Origin of the sequence: Promicromonospora vindobonensis, assembly GCF_042685865.1 — a bacterium.
Lineage (GTDB): Bacteria > Actinomycetota > Actinomycetes > Actinomycetales > Cellulomonadaceae > Promicromonospora > Promicromonospora vindobonensis.
In genome coordinates this window covers 952,044-965,820 of sequence record NZ_JBHUOG010000002.1, presented here as the reverse complement: position 1 = coordinate 965,820, position 13,777 = coordinate 952,044, and the positions used below count along the sequence as shown (strand labels likewise).

Annotated in this window: 13 protein-coding genes; 4 read left to right on the top strand and 9 right to left on the bottom strand. The window is 70.6% G+C overall.

The genetic code is table 11. The features are described from left to right. The first annotated feature begins 528 nt into the window (after window positions 1-528). Window positions 529-1,491: an NAD(P)-dependent oxidoreductase gene (locus ACFS27_RS17495; protein WP_377185364.1), complete on the top strand. Its 963-nt coding sequence runs from the start codon at window positions 529-531 to the stop codon at window positions 1,489-1,491. Window positions 1,492-1,523: 32 nt separating this feature from the next. Here the strand turns inward: ACFS27_RS17495 and ACFS27_RS17490 are convergent, their stop codons facing one another. From ACFS27_RS17490 to ACFS27_RS17480, 3 genes are read right to left on the bottom strand one after another with little or no spacing between them, the layout of a single operon-like run. Beyond that, complete coding sequence (locus ACFS27_RS17490; protein WP_377185362.1) at window positions 1,524-1,910, bottom strand: nuclear transport factor 2 family protein; 387 nt, start codon at window positions 1,908-1,910, stop codon at window positions 1,524-1,526. 9 nt (window positions 1,911-1,919) lie between these two features. Beyond that, window positions 1,920-2,306 carry an MmcQ/YjbR family DNA-binding protein gene (locus tag ACFS27_RS17485; protein WP_377185360.1) on the bottom strand — a complete coding sequence of 129 codons (387 nt, stop codon included), beginning with the start codon at window positions 2,304-2,306 and terminating at the stop codon, window positions 1,920-1,922. A 56-nt stretch (window positions 2,307-2,362) separates the two neighbouring features. Next, entirely contained in the window at window positions 2,363-3,022 is a 660-nt protein-coding gene (locus tag ACFS27_RS17480; protein ID WP_377185358.1) for a DNA-binding response regulator, read from the bottom strand. Between the two features lie 96 nt (window positions 3,023-3,118). Between ACFS27_RS17480 and ACFS27_RS17475 the strand changes: the two genes are divergently transcribed. Beyond that, entirely contained in the window at window positions 3,119-4,090 is a 972-nt protein-coding gene (locus tag ACFS27_RS17475; protein WP_377185356.1) for an oxidoreductase, read from the top strand. A 128-nt stretch (window positions 4,091-4,218) separates the two neighbouring features. Next, window positions 4,219-5,139, top strand: coding sequence for an NmrA family NAD(P)-binding protein (locus ACFS27_RS17470; RefSeq protein ID WP_377185354.1), 921 nt, complete (start codon window positions 4,219-4,221; stop codon window positions 5,137-5,139). Window positions 5,140-5,165: 26 nt separating this feature from the next. Here the strand turns inward: ACFS27_RS17470 and ACFS27_RS17465 are convergent, their stop codons facing one another. Then, window positions 5,166-6,263: a fatty acid desaturase family protein gene (locus tag ACFS27_RS17465; protein ID WP_377185352.1), complete on the bottom strand. Its 1,098-nt coding sequence runs from the start codon at window positions 6,261-6,263 to the stop codon at window positions 5,166-5,168. Window positions 6,264-6,325: 62 nt separating this feature from the next. Beyond that, a complete protein-coding gene (locus tag ACFS27_RS17460; protein WP_377185349.1) occupies window positions 6,326-7,630 on the bottom strand; it encodes a sensor histidine kinase in 1,305 nt (434 codons plus the stop codon). 92 nt (window positions 7,631-7,722) lie between these two features. Here ACFS27_RS17460 and ACFS27_RS17455 point away from each other — a divergent pair, with 92 nt between their 5' ends. Further along, window positions 7,723-8,412, top strand: a complete 690-nt coding sequence (locus ACFS27_RS17455) for a response regulator (RefSeq protein WP_377185347.1) — start codon at window positions 7,723-7,725, stop codon at window positions 8,410-8,412. 21 nt (window positions 8,413-8,433) lie between these two features. Here ACFS27_RS17455 and ACFS27_RS17450 read toward each other — a convergent pair whose 3' ends face one another. The 4 genes from ACFS27_RS17450 to ACFS27_RS17435 form a co-directional block, all read right to left on the bottom strand. Continuing rightward, window positions 8,434-10,836 (bottom strand): ATP-binding cassette domain-containing protein, encoded by a 2,403-nt coding sequence (locus ACFS27_RS17450; RefSeq protein ID WP_377185345.1) that lies wholly within the window; start codon window positions 10,834-10,836, stop codon window positions 8,434-8,436. Between the two features lie 244 nt (window positions 10,837-11,080). Continuing rightward, entirely contained in the window at window positions 11,081-11,500 is a 420-nt protein-coding gene (locus tag ACFS27_RS17445; protein WP_377185343.1) for a VOC family protein, read from the bottom strand. Window positions 11,501-11,599: 99 nt separating this feature from the next. Then, window positions 11,600-12,100, bottom strand: coding sequence for a helix-turn-helix transcriptional regulator (locus tag ACFS27_RS17440; protein WP_377185341.1), 501 nt, complete (start codon window positions 12,098-12,100; stop codon window positions 11,600-11,602). A gap of 30 nt (window positions 12,101-12,130) precedes the next feature. Next, window positions 12,131-13,399 (bottom strand): hypothetical protein, encoded by a 1,269-nt coding sequence (locus tag ACFS27_RS17435; protein WP_377185339.1) that lies wholly within the window; start codon window positions 13,397-13,399, stop codon window positions 12,131-12,133. Window positions 13,400-13,777 lie beyond the last annotated feature (378 nt).

Here is a 13,777-nt window from a genome sequence, read left to right as displayed (position 1 = left end):
TGCGTCACGAGCGGGGCGGTGGGGGTGAGGTTGTCGCGGCAGGCGGGCACGCGGCGTGGGTGCTGCAGTGGGGGGCACTGCACTCCGGGCGCGTCTGGGCGGCTGCACGGCCGTGAGTTCGGTCAGGTGGGCGTTCTGGTCTATGAGTTCGGTCAGACGGTATGAGATCGGTCGCTTAATGGACCGATCTCATACCAACCGACCGAACTAACGGGCCAGGACCAGCAAGCGACCGAACTCGGCGGCCCGAACCCGCCAACCTGGCAGGCGGGCTGGCAGGCTGGTGGGTATGCGAATGTCCGGGCACGCACGGTCAGCCGCGGGGGTGCGGCCCGGAACGCAGAGGTGCAGGGCTGGCTGCAGGAGATGGGGCACAGGGTTGCGGGCGCGCCACACCCGCAACTCAGGGCCTCTCCAGCGCCGTAATGACATAATGTGCATTATCGGTTCTGTCCACAACGGGCGTTCCAGCCGCCGGACGCCAGGAACCGGCACCAACGGGTCACCGCGCCGGGCAGAATCGCACTGATGACTTCCGAACCCACGATGCACCGCCTCGCACGCAGGCTCCGCAGCCACCCCACGGTCCGCCTCGGCGACGACGTCGAACCGGGCTGGCGTGACGCGCTCGTCAGCTGGGCGCGCTCGCACGGCCTGGAGATCACCGACCGTGACGCGACCCTCGCCATCACGACCCGTCCCGACCAGGCGCCCGGCTCCGCCTGGGTGCACTCACCCTATGCAGGTATAGAGCGCCTGGCGCCTGTCCTGCCGGGCGACACGCTGCTGACCCGTACGACCGGGACGATGCCGCAGCGCATCGCCGAGTACGTGCTCGCCTGGGTCCTCGCAGAGCGATGGCAGACAGCCCGCTACCTCGCCGACTCCGCGTCGGGCACGTGGGACCCGAGCGACCCGCCCACACCACCGGACCGCCACGGGGCCGTCGTCATCGGCACGGGCGCCATGGGTCGCGCGATCGCCCGGGCGCTGACCGGCATCGGCCACCGGGTCACCGGCCTGAGCAGGAGCGGACGCCCCGACGACGCCTTCGACGCGGTACTCCCCCTCGTTCCTGCCCGCGACACGCCGGCACCCGACACACCGGCACTCGACGGGGCGCACACCGACGTCGTCGTGCTCGCCCTCCCCCACACCCCGCAGACCGACGGCCTGATCACCCCACAGCTCCTGCGGACGTTCGACGGCGTGCACCTGGTCAACATCGGGCGCGGGTCGGCCCTCCGCACGGACACGCTGCTGAACGCGCTCGACACCGGCCTGGTACGGCACGCGACCCTCGACGTCACCGAGCAGGAGCCCCTCGGCCCCTCCTCTCCCCTGTGGCGTCGGGCCGACGTCACCGTCACGCCCCACATCTCCGGGCTCACGCTGCCGTCCGACGTCGTGGCAGCCCTCGAGGAGGCGCTCGAACAGATCCGGGCCGGCGTCCGTCCGACGTCCGCGGCGGTGCGCGAGCGAGGCTACTGAGTCGAGCCCTCACACCGGGTCACGCCGACCGGTTACGCCGGGCCGGGCCCCTCGTCGGACCGCGGTGCGAACGGCCACTCCTCGAAGGCGGTGCAGCGACCGTCGTCAGCGAGGTCGATGACCCACAGGTCACGCCAGCGATCACCGGAGGCGCCGTACTCGACACCGACCCGGACGACCGCTGTCGAACCGTCCACGGCGACGACCTCTGCGTCCATCGTGAAGGGCTCGTCCGGCCCGTCCCGCTCCGCGTCCCAGAACGCCGCGAGCGCCGGCAGCCCTTCGATGGGTGGTGCCCAGGGTGAGGTGCGGTAGGTGGCGTCGGGGGTGAAGAGCTGTGCGAGGCCGTCGGTCCCGGCGGTGCGCCAGAGCCGTTCGTAGCTGTTGACCCAGGCTTCGGCGGTCGCGTGGTGTGTCATGTGTCGAGGCTACTCAGCGTGGTGTGGTGCTGCCGGGCGGTGTACCTGTGCTGCGAGGTGCTGGGGTGCCTGGATGCAGTAGGAGTCGGTGAGCAGCTCGGTCAGCTCGTCCCAGTCGGTGTGCTGGTCGAGCACGATGCCGACGACGTTGGTGCCCCAGCTCGCTTTGAAGTACTGGGGGCCGAGGTGCTGGAAGGCCTGGACCTCGTCGGGTTCGGCGCGGAAGGTGATCCGGACCAGGCCGTCCTCTCCCCCGAACACGTGGCCCACTGTCGCGTCGCGGGTCTTCCAGGCGACGCCGGTCCAGGCGTCGTGCTCGTTGCATTCCGGGAGGCGTTCGAGGATGGCGGCGATCCGGTGGATGGTCTCGGTCGGGACGGGTGCTCGTTCGCTCACGGCAGGAGTCTTGCACCCGTCACTGACACGGTCCGTCGTCGGAGGTTCCGCGGCGTTCAGACGAGGCCGAGCTCGCGGGCTCGTACTCCGGCCTGGAAGCGTGACTCGGCGCCGAGGGCGTCCATCAGCTCGGCGACGCGGCGGCGGTACGTGCGTACGCCGAGGCCGAGGGTGCGGGCGGCGGCCTCGTCCTTGATGCCTTGGCCGAGCAGGTCGAGGACCTGGGGTGCGAGGTGGCGGATCTCGGCGATCTGGGTGTCGTAGACGGACAGGTCGGTGGCTGAGCGCCAGGCGGCCTCGAACAGTGAGATGACTCCCTGTACTGCTTCGGGCTGGGTGATGATGCTGAAGCTGCGCCGTCCCGCGCTCAGGTCTCCGGCCAGGATGACGAGCCGCTGGTCGAGCACTATCGTCTCGTTGATCTCTCCGCTGGTGATGCGGATCTGTGCGCCGTGCTGGTCGCGGGCCCTGGCGAGGGCCTGCGCGGCCACCGGGTCGAGCAGGGTTCCGGATCGGTAGACCTTGCGGATGCGGACGTCGTCCGGTCGCCGTCGGCGGTACATGGCGCTGTGCTCGTCCGTCATCCGTGCGCCCGCCCACGTGAAGAGGTCGTTGGCGGCGCACGCGACGTCGGAGGCGGAGGCGAACAGGTGCATCGTCCGCGCGACCAGCTCCTGCTCGTCGCGCACGATCGTGACGACCTCACCCGTCTGCATGGCTCCGAGTCTGCCTGCCGTGGCGTCGTCGTGCCAGGCTCGGCAACAACCTGCCATCGTCGTGGGATCGGCCGGGGCCGGCGTGATGGTGGCTGCATGACGACGAACCTGACGACGACCAGCACCACGATGACCAGCACCACGACAACAACCTCTCCGGACGCGGCGGCGGCCGGCACCTGGCAGCTCGGTGACCGGACGGTCAACCGCATCGGTCTCGGTGCGATGCGGCTCGTGGGCATGCCCTGGGACACGACGCCCCGGGGTCGCGACGGCTCGATCGCCGTGCTGCGGCGCGCGGTCGAGCTCGGCGTGGACCACATCGACACCGCCGCGTTCTACTTCACGCCCGTGCGCTCGGCGAACGAGCTGATCAGCACCGCTCTGCAGCCGTACGGGGACGACCTGACGATCACCACGAAGGTCGGGCCGTCCCGGGTCCGGAACGGCGACTTCGAGGAGATGGCACGGCCCGAGCAGCTCCGTGGCCAGGTCGAGGAGAACATCCGTCAACTGGGCCGGGACCACCTCGACGTCGTGAACCTGCGCTGGGGCACCCGGATGGCCGGCGAGGGGCGTGCACCCGAGTCGGTGGCCGAGCACTTCGGGGCGCTCGCGGAGCTGCGCGAGGCGGGCCTGATCCGCAACCTCGGCGTCTCCAACGTCCTGTCGGAGCAGCTGACCGAGGCGATGGCCATCGCACCGGTGGTGTGCGTGCAGAACCAGTACGGCCTGACCAGCAGGGACGACGACGCCGTGCTCGCCCTGTGCGGTGAGCACGGGATCGCGTTCGTGCCGTTCTTCGCGGTCGGGGCGGCCGTTCCGGGTGCCTCACCGCGGGGCGGCGCCGACGAGACCGGTCAGGCGGAGGTCGCCGCCGTCGCCGCAGCGCACGGTGCCACCCCCGCCCAGGTCCGGCTGGCCTGGACCCTGCACCGCGGCTCGCACGTCCTCGCGATCCCCGGGACAGGTAGCCCGGCGCACCTGGAGGAGAACGTCGCCGCCGGCGCGCTTCGCCTGACCGACGAGGAGCTCGCACTGCTCGACGGGATCGCGGGGCCTGCATAGGGCCGCGCGCCACGGCCGGGTGCCGCGACGATCACCGAAGCCGTCACAGACCCGCGGGCAGCGGGACCGTCGGCGTCCCGGGGCTGGAGGCCGCTCCCCCGTGGCACCCGGCCGGTAGCCTGACGGCCGTGAGGATCGCGGTCACCGGTTCGACCGGCACGCTCGGCAGTCAGGTCGTCAGCGTTCTCGCGGGCGGCGGCCTGACGACGTCTGCCATGGCGTCTCCCACAGTGGGGCGTGTGGCGGGGGGCGTGCGCGAGGTCGTGGCGCTCGCCCGTCGTCCGGACGCGGTGCGGGCGGCGGTGGGTCCTGTGGCGTGGGGCTCTGGTGTCGTGGTGCCGGTGCGTGCCGACTACGACGACGCGGCGTCGCTGGTGTCGGCGTTGCGGGGCGTCGACGTGCTGGTGTTCGTCTCGAGCGACGGTGAGGCGGCGCGCATGATGGTGCACCATGCCAACGTCGTGCGGGCGGCCGTCGAGGGCGGGGTGGGGCACGTCGTGTACCTGAGCGGTGTGGATGCCGACCCTGGTTCGCCGTTCTGCTACGCCTTCACCAACGGGTGGACGGAGGGTCTGCTCAGGCGCAGCGGGTGCGGTTTCTCGTTCGCCCGGGCGTCGTTGTTCACCGAGTTCGTCGCGGCGTTCCTGCGTCCGGCCGTGGTGTCCGGCGTGCTGCGGGTGCCGGGTGGCAGCGGGCGGGTCGCTCTCGTGTCCCGGGCTGACGTGGGGCGGTGCCTGGCGGCCCTGGCGCTGCTGCCGCCGAGCGGTGGGCACCACGACCTGACGGGGCCGGCCGCCTTGACGTTCGACGCTGTCGCGGAGGTGCTGACCGGGGTCGCGGGGATCCCGGTCAGCTACCGCGACATACCGGCCCACGTGCAGGTCGAGGAGCTGGCCAGGGCCGGTGAGGACCCGTGGTGGACGTACGCGTACTCGACGATGTTCGCGTCCGTCCGCCAGGACCGGTGGAGCAGCGTCTCCGACGAGGTGCTCCGGCTGACCGGACGGACTCCTGTGTCCGTCGCGGACGCCCTGCGGCCCACCGCCTGACCGGCCACGAACCGGCCACGAACCGGCTACCGGTACTGCGCGGCCACGGGGCAGTCCATCGGGTTGGCGTGGCCGAGCCCGACGCGGTTGAGGTAGTCGACGATGATGCCGTAGGACTCGAACAGGCCGGTCTCGGTGTACGGGATGTCGCGCTCGGCGCAGAAGTCCCGCACGAGCGGGCGGACGTGGCGCAGGTTCACGCTGGGCATCCGCGGGAAGACGTGGTGCTCGACCTGGTAGTTCAGGCCACCCATGGCCCACTCGACGAACCGTCCGCCACGGATGTTGCGCGAGGTGAGGACCTGTCGGCGCAGGAAGTCGATGGAGGTGTCCTTGGGGAGCAGCGGCATCCCCTTGTGGTTCGGCGCGAAGGTGGCGCCCATGTACACCCCGAAGACGGCGAGCTGCACGACCATGAACGCGGCGCCGAGGGCGGGGCCGAGCGTGAGGAAGACGAGGGCAGGGAACCCGATGAGCCGGACGGCCAGGAGTGCGCTCTCCGCCCCGCGCTGCTTGACCTGCGGCATCGTGGCGAGGGTCTGGACGGAGTTGTAGTGCAGCACCGGGCCGAACAGCGCCAGCATCGGGAAGAACAGCCAGCCCTGGCGCCGGGTGACCCAGCCCAGGAACCCGGTACGCCCGACCTCGTCGCCCGGTACGAACACGAGCGCTCCGGTGGCGATGTCGCCGTCCTTGCCGATCACGTTGGGGTTGCCGTGGTGCCTGTTGTGCTTGCGGTTCCACCAGCCGATGCTGAGGCCGACCACCAGGTTGCCGATGATGCGGGCGAACCACTCGTTGTGCCGGCTGGCCGCGAAGACCTGCTGGTGCCCGCCGTCGTGGGCGAGGAAGGCGAACTGGGTCAGGACGACACCGAACAACGCTGCCACCGCGAGCTGCCACCAGGTGTTGCCGAGGGTGAGCAGCAGGACGAACGCGAGCGCCAGGCTCGCGGTGAGCACGACGGTGCGACGGACGTACCAGCCGACGCGGCGGCCCATCAGGCCTGCGGCGTTGGCGCGTTCGACGAGGTCGAAGTAGTCGTTCGTCTGCTTGTTGCGGGCTGACCGGGGCTGGCGTGCCGGCGGGGCCGGGAGCGGCGGTGCGGCGATCGTGGTCGTCATAGGCGTCAACCTAGGAACCAGGTGGTACTTCGCGCGTCCCCCGCTGGAGCCAACCTCACCCCCTACGTGAGTAGTGGGTGGTCGCTGTCGGCGACGGGCAGGGTCGCGGTGAGCTCGAAGCCGCCGTCCCTCGTCCGTCCAGCGGTGACGCTCCCGCCGAGGGCTGCGGCGCGTTCGCGGGTGCCGGCCAGGCCGAGCTGGGCGCCCGGTGTGGGCTCGTCGTTGCGCTCGGGGGGCGAGTTGGTGACGCGGACCCGTAGGTCGTTCCCGTCGTCGGTGATGGTGACGGTGATAGCGGACCCTGGGGCGTGCCGCAGGGCGTTGCTCAGGGCCTCCTGGACGACGCGGAACGCGGTGAGGCCGACGGCGTCCGGTACCTCGGCGTCGGTGCCCGCGTAGGCGATCTCGACGCCGGAGGCGCGGGTGGACTCGATGAGCCCCGCGACGTCGGACAGGCCGGGCAGGGGTGCGGTGGGTGCGGTGTCGTGGCCACGCAGGATGCCGAGCAGTCCGCGCATCTCGCTCAGTGCGCGGCGGGACGAGGCGGCGATCTCCTCGAACTCCTGCTGGATCGCCTCGTCGAGGCCGGGTTGGCGGTAGCGCGCGGTGGAGGCCTGGACGGTGATGACGGACATGCTGTGCGCGACGACGTCGTGCAGCTCTCTGGCGATGCGGTTGCGCTCCTCGAGCTCGCGGCGGCGGCCCGCCTCGGCGGCGGTGAGTCGTTCCGCCTGCTCCATGCGGACCACGCTGAGGATCCACAGCCGGACGATGACGCCCACCAGGGCGACGACGCCGCTGAGGGAGACGAGGACGACGCCGTTGGCGAAGGCGGTCTCGCGCGGGCCGTCGAGGAGCGCGGCGGGGACGAGGACGGTCAGCATCGCGCCTGCCGACCAGAGGGACGCCGCCCAGTACCACGCGTGCCGCAGGGCGAGGACGAACACGGTGAGGCAGTGCGAGAGCAGCACGGTGACCGGCCACGGCCAGGGCCAGTCGGGGGCGGCGTCGGCGGTGACCACCATGAGCGCGAGGGCGCCGACGATCGATGCGGGCAGTCCGGCCCAGGGCCAGCGCACGGCGAGGATCGGCGCGGCGCAGTGCACGAGGGTCCATCCCATCGCCGCTGCCGGGTGGGTGCCGTACCCGGCAGCGGTCAGCGGCCACCCGACGGCGACGAGCGCTACCGCTGCGATGGAGACGACGCTCCACATCCAGACGACCTCGCGCCGGGCGATCGAGACCGTGGGGACGTCGAGCCGGGTCAGGGAGCGCAGCACACGGGGCAGCCTTCGCCAGCGGCGCTCACCGTGGCCGGGTGCGGCAGCGTCACGCGGCACCGGCGGAGCGACATGTGGGTGGTCCATTCTCTGCAGGTTAGGCGGTCGGGCACGTGCGCCGCGTCACCCCTGAGGGCTAACCGGCGTGATACCTGGGGTTGGTCCGATAGTTTGTTCCCATGCAGCCAGCCCTCGATGTCGCCGAGAACGCGATCCGGGTGCTCATCGTCGACGACCAGTCGATGATCCGTGCTGGCTTCGCAGCGCTCCTGGATGCGCACGAAGGAATCACGGTAGTCGGCACGGCCGACGACGGCGCGGGAATTTCCGAGGTCGTGCGCCGTACCCGGCCCGACGTCGTGCTGATGGACATCCGCATGCCGAAGGTGAACGGGTTGGACGCGGCCCGCACGATCATCGGGATGCCCGGCACCCCGCCGAAGGTGATCATGCTGACCACGTTCGACGCCGACGAGTACGTGTTCACCGCGCTGCGTGTCGGCGCGAGCGGGTTCCTGCTGAAGGACTCGCCGCCCGAGGAGCTGACCCAGGCGGTCCGCGTGGTGGCCGCGGGCGAGGCCCTCCTGTCGCCGAAGATCACCCGGGCCCTCATCGCGGACTACGCGGCACGCCCGACCTTGCCCGTCTCGCCGGACGCCACGCTGTCCGCGCTGACCGACCGTGAGCTCGACGTCATGAAGCTGGTCGCGGCAGGGCGGTCGAACGCCGAGATCGCCGGCGAGCTGCACCTCGCCGAGCAGACCGTCAAGACGCACGTCTCACGCATCCTGAACAAGCTGGATCTGCGCGACCGTACACAGCTCGTGGTCTGCGCGTACGAGTCGGGCCTGGTGCGGGCCGGGCGCTGACCGCCCGGCCCGGTACCGCGGCTACTCCCCCACGTACTGCGCCAGGTGCTCCCCCGTCAGCGTGGGTTGCCCCGACCGGGTGCGGGCCACCAGATCGGCGGGCGTGCCCTCGAAGACGACCGTGCCGCCGTCGTGGCCCGCCCCAGGACCGAGGTCGATGATCCAGTCCGCGTGCGCCATGACCGCCTGGTGGTGCTCGATCACGATGACCGACTTGCCCGACTCGACGAGGCGGTCCAGCAGGCCGAGCAGGTTCGCCACGTCGGCCAGGTGCAGACCGGTCGTCGGCTCGTCCAGCACGTACACGCCCCCCTCGCGCGCCATCTCCACCGCCAGCTTGAGGCGCTGCCGCTCCCCACCCGACAGGGTGGTCAGCGGCTGCCCGATCCCGAGATAGCCGAGCCCGACGTCGGCCAGGCGCTGCAGGATCCGGTACGCGGCGGGGACCGGTGCCGGCCCGTCCTTGGCGAAGAACGCCGCGGCCTCCGCCACCGGCATCGCGAGCACCTCGCTGATGTCCTTGCCGTCGCCCGCACCAGCACCCGTCTCCCCCAGCGTGTACACGAGCGCCGAGGCGTCGAACCGCTTGCCGCCGCAGTCCTCGCACGTGGTCGAGACGGTGTCCATGAACCCGAGCTCCGTGTAGATGACGCCGGCGCCCTTGCACGTCGGGCACGCGCCCTCCGAGTTGGCGCTGAACAGCGCCGGCTTGACCCCGTTGGCCTTGGCGAACGCCTTGCGGATCGGGTCGAGCAGGCCCGTGTACGTGGCCGGGTTGGACCGCCGCGACCCCTTGATCGCGCCCTGGTCGACGGTGACGACGCCGGCGCCGTGCGGGAGCGAGCCGTGGATGAGCGAGCTCTTGCCCGAGCCGGCCACGCCCGTGACGACGGTCAGCACCCCGAGCGGCACGTCGACGTCGACGTCGCGCAGGTTGTGCGTGCTCGCCCCGCGGATCGCCAGCGTCCCCGACGCGGACCGCACCGCGTCCTTGAGCCGTGCGCGATACCCGAGGTGGCGCCCGGTCAGGGTGTCGCTGGTGCGCAGCTGGTCGACGGTGCCCTCGAACTGCACGGTGCCGCCAGCGGACCCGGCCCCCGGACCCAGGTCGACCACGTGGTCGGCGATCGCGATCGCCTCCGGCTTGTGCTCCACCACCAGCACCGTGTTGCCCTTGTCCCGCAGCTCGACCAGCAGGTTGTTCATCCGCTGGATGTCGTGCGGGTGCAGACCGATCGTCGGCTCGTCGAAGACGTACGTGACGTCCGTCAGAGCCGAGCCAAGGTGCCGGATCAGCTTGGTGCGCTGCGCCTCTCCCCCGGACAACGTGCCCGACGGCCGGTCCAGCGACAGGTAGCCCAGGCCGATCTCCACGAACTTCTCCAGCTGGTGCAGCAGGTTGGTCAGCAGCGGGCCGGCCGACGCCGCGGCGTCCGACGCGGCCAGCTTGCGGACCCACGCCGCCAGATCGCTGATCTGCATCGCGCACGCGTCGGCGATGCTGACCCCGTCGATCCTGGCCGACCGGGCCGCCTCCGCCAGCCGCGTGCCGGCGCACTCCGGGCAGGTCACGAACGTGACCGCCTGCTCGACGAACGCCCGGATGTGCGGCTGGAGCGAGTCGACGTCCTTGCTGAGCATCGACTTGCGCACCTTGGGGACCAGGCCCTCGTACGTGATGTTGATGCCCTTGGCCTTGATCTTGGTGGGCTCCTTGTACAGGAAGTCCTGCCGCTCCGTGTCGGTGTACTCGCGGATCGGCTTGTCCGGGTCCAGGAACCCCGACTCGCTGTAGCTGCCCACCATCCAGCCCCCGGGGGTGTACCCAGGGATCTTGATCGCGCCACCGTTGAGCGACAGCGAGTCGTCGAAGAACTGGCCGAGGTCGAGGTCCGAGACCTGACCGCGCCCCTCGCACGCCGGGCACATGCCGCCGTGGTACACCTGCTCGCGGACGATGGTCTTCTCGCCCGTCGCCGACGTCATCACCCCGCTCGCCTTGCGCGCCGGCACGTTGAACGAGAACGCGATGGGCGGCCCGATCTGCGGCTGCGCGAGACGGCTGAACAGGATCCGCAGCAGCGCGTTGGTGTCGGTCACGGTGCCGAGCGTCGAGCGCGGGTTGGCACCCAGCCGCTCCTGGTCGACGACGATCGCCGTGGTCAGCCCGTCCAGCCGGTCCACCTCCGGCCGGTCCAGCGACGGCATGAAGCCCTGCACGAACGCGCTGTACGTCTCGTTGATCATCCGCTGCGACTCCGCGGCGACCGTCGCGAACACCAGCGAGCTCTTGCCCGAGCCCGAGACCCCCGTGAACACCGTGAGCCGGCGCTTGGGAATCTCGAGGCTGATGTCCTTGAGGTTGTTCTCCCGCGCACCCTGGACGCGGATCAGGTCGTGGCTGTCGGCCGGGTGCTGTTCCATGACCGTCACACTAGGGGCGGATCGAAGTTCCATCTTCTGCTCTCGTTCGAGGAGGGCGGCAGCGTGCACGCGCGGTCAGCGGGCCGACGCCGGCGGGGCGGCAGCCGCGGCGGGCACGGCGAACGGCTGAGGGGCAGCCGCCGGGACGGCCGGCTCACCGGGACCGGCCGGCACGTGGTCGGGGCGAAGCGTCCCGGTCGCGTACACGGACGCCGTCAATCCTGGGATGCACATGGCCTGGGACTCAGAGCTGCTTGATGCGGACAGTGTTTCCCGCAGGGTCGCGGAAGGCGCAGTCGCGGAAACCGTACGGTTGGTCGACCGGCTCCTGCATGACCTCCGCGCCGCTGGCCTGCACCCGCTCGAACGTACCGTCCAGGTCCTTGGTACCCAGGATGACGGCGGCGAAGGTGCCCTTGGCGATCATCTCGGTGATGGTCCGGCGCTCCTCCTCAGTGATCCCCGGGTCGGCGGCCGGCGGGGTCAGGACGATCGAGGTGCCGGGCTGACCGGCTGGACCCACGGTGATCCAGCGCATGGTGCCCTGGCCCACGTCGAGGAGGACCTCGAAGCCGAGGGCGTCGCGGTAGAAGGCCAGCGAGGCCTCCGGGTCGGTGTGCGGAAGGAATGTCTGGTGGATGGTGATGCCGGTGTCTGTGCCCATGGCAGCCACGCTAGATCCCGCCCGGGTTGTGCGCTTCTCGATTCCTGACCAACTTCCTGCTCGAGCCCCCGACCGCGTCTCCGTTCGATCGGCGGGCCGTCACCGCGTCGCCGCATTCGCCGCCGTCCTGCTGGGCGTGATGCGCACGGGCCTGGTCACCTGCTTCGCGATGCACGCGGGAATCCCCGTGGTGTCGATCGACCCGGCTGCCAGCATCGGATCGCTCCGGTAGACGCTCGGTGGCACGCCGACGAGCTCGGTGAAGCGGGTGCTGAACGTGCCCAGCGACGAGCAGCCGACCGCGAAGCACACCTCGGTCACGCTCAGGTCGCCCCCGCGTAGCAACGCCATCGCACGCTCGATACGCCGCGTCATCAGATAGGCGTACGGCGACTCGCCGTACGCGAGCCGGAACTGGCGGCTGAGGTGCCCCGCCGACATGTTCGCGCCGCGAGCGAGCATCTCGACGTCCAGCGGCTGCGTGTACTCCCGGTCGATCAGGTCGCGGACGCGCCGCAGCCGCGCCAGGTCGCGCAGGCGCTCCTGCTCTGCTGCCTTGGCTGCTCTGCCGGCCGCGCTGTCCGCGGCATTGCTGGTCACGTCTGTGATGTTCCCACGTCGGACGGTGGTTCAGCGGGTGAAGAACTTCAGGCTGTTGGTGTCGCCCCAGCCGTTGTCGGCTCCGTCGCCCTGATAGTCGACGGCCACGGGGCCGCGGGCATTGACGGCGACGCCAAAGCCGGAGCCGTTGAAGTAGCCCCCGACGGCGACGTCGTTGAGGGGTGTGCTCTTCCGGTCGAGCGTCACCAGCCGCGCCTTGTTGTTCGCGCAGAGGGTGCTGCCTGCGTCCGCGACAACACCGAGCGCCACGTAGGAGCGTCCACCGGGTGTGATACCGAGGCCGGTGTTCACTTGCTGGCGGCACTCGGCGGGCACCGTGGCCGGGAAGCTCTTCGCCCAGGCCGTCGTGGTCGGGCCCCAGGACTCGGTGGCGTCCCGCTCCCTGAACTGTCTCGTGCGGACGGAGAGATAGCGGCCGTTCTCGTACGGCCAGATGACGCGGGTGTCGTCGGTGCCGGCTGCGATCTCGGCGTACTGCCCGACGGTGAAGGCGTACGCCGGGGTGGAGTTGGTGGTCCGCTGACGCCAGAGCTTTCCGCCCGCCACGATGGTCTCGCGTCCGTGCCCGTCGGTCACGATCCGTGGTGAGCCGTCGTGGGACGAGATGGTGCCGAGGGTCTGCGGGCTGGTCCAGGTGGTCGCGCCGGGCCGGAGCACGGAACGTCTGACCGTGCGCGAGGTACCGTTCGTCCCTTCGCTCCAGACGAGGGCGACCTTGCCGGATTCGTTGATCGCGGCAGAGAGCGGGGCGTTCTGGGGTGCGACGGTCACGGGGAGCGTCGACCACGAGCCGCCCCGGGGGTGGACGCCGGCCATGAACCCGTCCGGTGACCGCCACACGATCACGGCGTCGCCGTCGGTGTTGGTGTCGAGGCTTGTCGTGTTGAGGAACTCGCCGATGCGCTCGGGCTCGGTCCACTGCCCGTTGATGAACTCACGTGACACAAGGTGTGAGCCGTCGTTCCATTCGCTCCAGGAGACCACGATCCCGTACGGCCCGAAGCCGGCGCGGACCACGCCGCCGACCTCGGGAAGCTGTGTCGGGGTGGGCCAGGTGCCGTTGTAGGAAGTGTTCAGGCTGATGCTGCCGGGAACGTCCGGAGCGGGATGCGCGAGCGTGAACACACGCCCGGACTGTGCCACCGCGACCGACCAGGCGCCGTCGGACCGCTGGAGCGGCCAGGCCGGTGCAGGGTCGCCAGGCGCAGCCTGTGCTTGAAGGGGTGCCCCGGCCACTACGATCGCTGTCGCCAGGACGCCGGTGATCCACCGTCGCATCAGGGCTTGCCTTCCCCTCGGTCCTTCGTCGAGGTTAGCGCCGGACGCTCTGACGTGGAGGGGTGGCCCCGGGTGAACCTGCGGCTGGTGGTGCACGACACCGCCACCCGCGAGCGCCGTCGGGAGACCCAGGGCCTGTTCGCGCGAGCGCGGGGATGGGATCTGGTGGTGGTCGCGGTCGACGCGGGCTGCGTGGTGCTGGCGTTCGGAGCGTGCGTGGAGGGTGATCGGTGCTCCGACCTGCGGAGACCGGTGTGCTGGTGTGGGAACAAATGTGACTGTTTCTTCCGTTCAAAAGGGTGGAATGAGTATCTGTCCGACGTTGTGAGCCGGGGGCTGGTGCCCTGTGCCCGTCGTCGTGGCTCGTTTCGGTCCGTG